At 71.9% G+C, this 3,919-nt stretch carries 2 protein-coding genes; one reads left to right on the forward strand and one right to left on the reverse strand.

Translation table 11 applies throughout. The annotated features are described in order from the left end of the window. A partial coding sequence (locus ACOADB_RS20080) for a biotin carboxylase N-terminal domain-containing protein (protein ID WP_378602573.1) occupies positions 1 to 2,537 on the reverse strand: 2,537 nt, incomplete at its 3' end. Positions 2,538 to 2,807: 270 nt separating this feature from the next. Here ACOADB_RS20080 and ACOADB_RS20085 point away from each other — a divergent pair. Then, a partial coding sequence (locus ACOADB_RS20085) for an RNA polymerase sigma factor (protein ID WP_378602576.1) occupies positions 2,808 to 3,919 on the forward strand: 1,112 nt, incomplete at its 3' end.

The following is a 3,919-nucleotide window of genomic DNA, read 5'->3' on the forward strand; positions in this document are numbered from 1 at the left end:
CGCAGCTGGGTGGCGCGCACCAGGCGGTCGAGCAGTGCCCGCGCGGCCACGGCGTCCTCCGCCGCGGGCGGCGGGTTGCCGAGCCAGCGCTGCAGGACACCGACCGCGATGTCGACGTCGGAGGGGTGCTGCTGGGCGAGGAAGATCCGGAACACCGCGCGCTCGAGCTCGGGAGTCCGCTCCAGGTCGGTGACGCCGTAGTGGGCCAGGACCCGCTGCAGCTTGTCGCGGAAGTGGTCCGGCAGCGCTCCGCGGTCGGGGTCGAGGCTGCTCAGGTAGGTGTGGAAGTACTCGCGCGAGCTGTGCACCCGCAGCTCGGTGTGCGGTTCGTCGCCGGCGGGCCGGTTGCGGCTGAGCTCGGCGAAGTCGGCGAAGAGGGCGAGCAGGTCCATCTCGGCGCGCAGCGTCGTGGGCTGGGCCGAGGAGAGGTAGTCGGCGAGCAACCTTCCGCGCTGGTCCGGCGCGACGTCGTACCCGAGGAGCTGGCCGGAGAGGACGGCGATGCAGTCCGGCTCGCTGGCGGAGACCGGCTCCGGCAGGTCGAGCTCGGCGGCCGGCGCTGCGTTCGCCGCTTCGGCGTCCGCGTCCCCGGTCGGCTCCAGGCGCACCAGCGGCATGCCCGTCTCGACCTGGCTGCCGACGCGGACCAGCAGCTCCTTGACCCGGCCGTTGAACGGCGCGTACAGGGCCGTCTCCATCTTCATCGACTCCAGCACCATCACCGGCTGTCCGGCAGCGACCTCGTCGCCGATGGCCAGGGGCGTGGCGACCACGAGGGCGGGCGCGGGCGAACGCACGACGCCACCCTCGTCGCGGCTCACCCGATGCATCACGTCGTTGACCTCGACCATCTGCACCGGTCCGTGCGTGGCCGTCACCAGGCGGAACCGGGAGCCGTCGACGGTGAGCCGGCCGTGCACGTCGTCGATGCGGTCCAGGACCGCGGACACCGTCCGCACGACACCGCCGCCGGCGACCGTGACGCGGTACTGCGTCGGGCCGGTCTGGTGGACCGTGAGGCCGTACGTCGACCCCCGCAGCTTCAGCTCGATCGTGCGCGAGGGGTCACGCTGGACGTGCGGTCGACCACCGTGGGCGACCTGCAGGAAGCGCGTGATCTCGGCGTTCTCCTCCTCGACGTACACCTCGATGGCGGCGGCGACCAGGGCCACGCCGGAGTGGCGGGCGGCCTGCAAGCGACCTTCGGCACGCACCCGGTCGATCCAGCCCGTGTCGGCCCACGTCGGCGAACCGGTGGTGACCTCGGGCTGGTCGAGGAGGTCCAGGATGAAGCTCTTGTTGGTGGCGCCGCCGTCGATGACGACCGTGGTCTCGCCCATCGCACGGCGCAGCCGGGCGAGGGCCTGCTCGCGGTCGGCGCCCCACGCGATCACCTTGGCGATCATCGAGTCGAAGTCGGCGGGGATCGTGTCACCCTCGCCCACACCGGTGTCGACGCGGATGCCGGGGCCGGTGGGGAACTCGAGGCGGCTGATCCGGCCGGGGGCGGGAGCGAAGTCGCGGTCGGGGTCCTCGGCGTTGAGCCGGGCCTCGACGGCGTGGCCGCGCTCGGCCGGCCGCTCACCCGTGAGCGGGATGCCGCGCGCCACCTGGATCTGCAGGGCGACCAGGTCGGTACCGGTCACCTCCTCGGTGATCGGGTGCTCGACCTGCAGGCGGGTGTTGACCTCCAGGAACGCGAAGACCTGCTCGCCCGGGTGGTACAGGAACTCGACGGTGCCGGCACCGGCGTACCCGACAGCGTTGGCCAGTCGCTCCGCGGACGCCTTGACCTCCGCGGTCTGGGTCTCGCTCAGGAGCGGGGAGGCGGACTCCTCGATGACCTTCTGGTTGCGGCGCTGCACCGAGCAGTCCCGCACGCCGATCGCCCACGCGGTGCCCTGGCCGTCGGCGATGACCTGGACCTCGACGTGGCGGGCGTCGGTCACCAGCTTCTCGAGGAACACCACGCCGCTGCCGAACGCGCGCTCGGCCTCGTCCCGGGTCCGCTGGTAGGCGTCGGTGAGCTCCTCGCGGGAGGTCACCTTGCGGATGCCGCGTCCGCCGCCGCCGGCGGTGGCCTTCAGCATCAGCGGGTAGCCGATCTCGTCGGCGCTGGCCAGCGCGTCCTCGAGGTTGTCGACACCGCGACGGCTCCACGGCGCGACCGGGACGCCGACCTCCTCCGCGATCAGCTTGGAGCCGATCTTGTCGCCGAGCTTGCGCATCGCGTCGGCGCTCGGCCCGATGAAGGTCACGCCCAGCCGGTCGCACAGCTCGGCGAAGGCCGGGTCCTCGGCCACGAAGCCCCAGCCGACCCAGGCCGCGTCGGCCCCGGTCGCGACCAGGGCGCGCTCCAGGACCTCGAGGTCGAGGTACGGGCGGTCGGCCGCCGCTCCGAGCAGGTGGACCTCGTCGGCCTCACGGACGAACGCCGACCCGGCGTCGACGTCGGTGTGGAGCGCGATCGTCCGGATCACCTCGCTGCGGGACGTGTCCCGGGCGTTGAGGTCACGGACGGCGTGGATGAGCCGCATGGCGGCTTCTCCGCGGTTGACGATGGCGATTCGCGAGACCTGTGGCACGGTTCCGACGCTGCCATCTCGCGAGGCCTCCGTGACAGTCGAGATCCCACAGGATTCGGGCGCGATTCTTGTTGGCAGGACTGAATGACAGACAGGCGGTCGGCAAAAAACTGCAAGATCGCGGCCGCCCGACGCTCTCACAGGTGTCCATGCCGCACGAGAACCCGAGGGGACCGATGTGCAATCGAGCCGCAGCGCGTCCGTTTTCCCTAGGATCGCGCCATGAACTCCTCGGGTGCGTCGACGGACGACGTGGACCTCGTCGCCGGCGTCCTCGCCGGGGACCGGGCTGCGTTCGCCGGCGTCTACGAGAAGTACGCCGACCGGCTCTACGACTTCGCGTTCTCGATGCTCCGCAACCGCGAGGAAGCCTCCGACTGCGTGGCGGACTCGTTCGTGGTGATGGCGGAGAAGCTCGGGCAGCTGCGCGACGCGAGTCGGTTGCGACCGTGGCTCTACTCCGTCGTACGCAACGAATGCCTGCGCACGCTGCGCGGCCGCGGGCGACTGGCCCACGACGACGAATGGCTGGAAGCCATGCCTGACGAGACGAACGGACCCGAACAGCAGGTCGTGCAGGACGACGTCCAGGCCGAGCTCAGCGAGCTCGTCTGGGCAGCGGCCGAGGGCCTCAACGACCGCGACCGCGCGCTCCTCGACCTGCACCTGCGCCAGGGCCTCGACGGTACCGAGCTCGCCGCGGCCATGGACGTGACCCCCGCCAACGCCTACGTGATGCTGAGCCGGGTCCGCGACCAGGTCGAGCGCTCGCTGGGCGCACTGCTGATCGCCCGCCGCGGGAGCGACGAGTGCGACGACCTCGCCGAGCTGCTGAAGGACTGGGACGGCGGGTTCTCGCCGCTGATCCGCAAGCGCGTCGCCCGCCACATCGACGGCTGCGACGTGTGCGAGAGCCGCCGCAAGCTGATGGTCAGCCCGTTGGCCCTGCTGGCCGGCGTCCCGGCCTTCGCCGCCCCGGCGGCCCTCAAGGACCGGGTGCTCGACGACGAGCGCCTCGTCTCCTACTACGTCGACGCACCGGCCGCTCCTGTGGCTCCGGTCGTCCCGCCGCAGGACGACTCGGGCGACAGGCGCCGCGCCCTGCTGGTCGGCCTGATCGTGCTGCTGCTCGCCCTCGGCGGTACGGCGGCCCTGGTCCTGTGGCCCGACGGCGACGGCGACCTGGTCGGTGTCGACAGCCCCACCAGCGCGGCACCGACGACACCTGCCACCGAACCGGCCACGCCCACTCCCACGGTGACCGCCTCGGGCATGCCGACCAAGTTCGCTCCTTCACCGACGGAGCCGTCCAGCTCCGCCACCAGCGAGGCACC

Origin of the sequence: Nocardioides sp. CPCC 206348 (assembly GCF_048654705.1) — a bacterium.
Taxonomy (GTDB): Bacteria; Actinomycetota; Actinomycetes; order Propionibacteriales; family Nocardioidaceae; genus Nocardioides.